This window comes from Streptomyces mutabilis (assembly GCF_014649815.1).
GTDB classification, from domain to species: domain Bacteria; phylum Actinomycetota; class Actinomycetes; order Streptomycetales; family Streptomycetaceae; genus Streptomyces; species Streptomyces mutabilis.
Window position 1 is genome coordinate 1 of the sequence record NZ_BMTT01000211.1, and the last position, 598, is coordinate 598.

At 39.8% G+C, this 598-nt stretch carries 1 protein-coding gene; it reads right to left on the reverse strand.

The genetic code is table 11. The features are described 5' to 3' along the window. Positions 1–598 (reverse strand): MFS transporter (locus IE142_RS40060; RefSeq protein ID WP_191889478.1); only part of this gene is annotated, 598 nt, incomplete at both ends.

Below are 598 nucleotides of genomic sequence, written 5' to 3' on the forward strand. Positions count from 1 at the left end.
CCAGAAAGTTCACCAATGCCCCATAACATCCCCGCTGAAGCATTTGCTATCATTAGATCATTTGCTGAAAAGTATTCCCAAATTTGTACCAAAGCAATGGTATAAATGGCTCCCGCCGTTGCACCAAGCACTAATAATAGTGGCCAAATAACTAAAGTATGTGGCATAGCAATGGGCAATAATAAGCTTGCTAATAATGTAATGACACCACAAATTCGGTATAGCCGTGTTCTATTCATATGATCAGCAAGCCAACCAAATGGCATTTGCATTATTGCATCTCCCGCCAAAATAGCACTGATCATCATGGCGGCAATCGCTTCACTATGACCAACACTTAGCCCATAAATAGGGAACATAGACAACACTGTGCCATCAAAAAATGCAAAAAAGATAATGCCACCACATATCGCAGGCGCCACTTTAATAAAACGAAGAATAGAAAAGTGCGACTCTTCTGAGTCTTTAGCTAATTTATCGCCCACTTTCTGATCCATCATTAAAAATAGCACGATAGAGATAATATGAAGCAGTACGCTAATTAAGATCGGTGTTTTATCAGCAACGCCATATAACGCAATAATTGAAGGGCCTAACA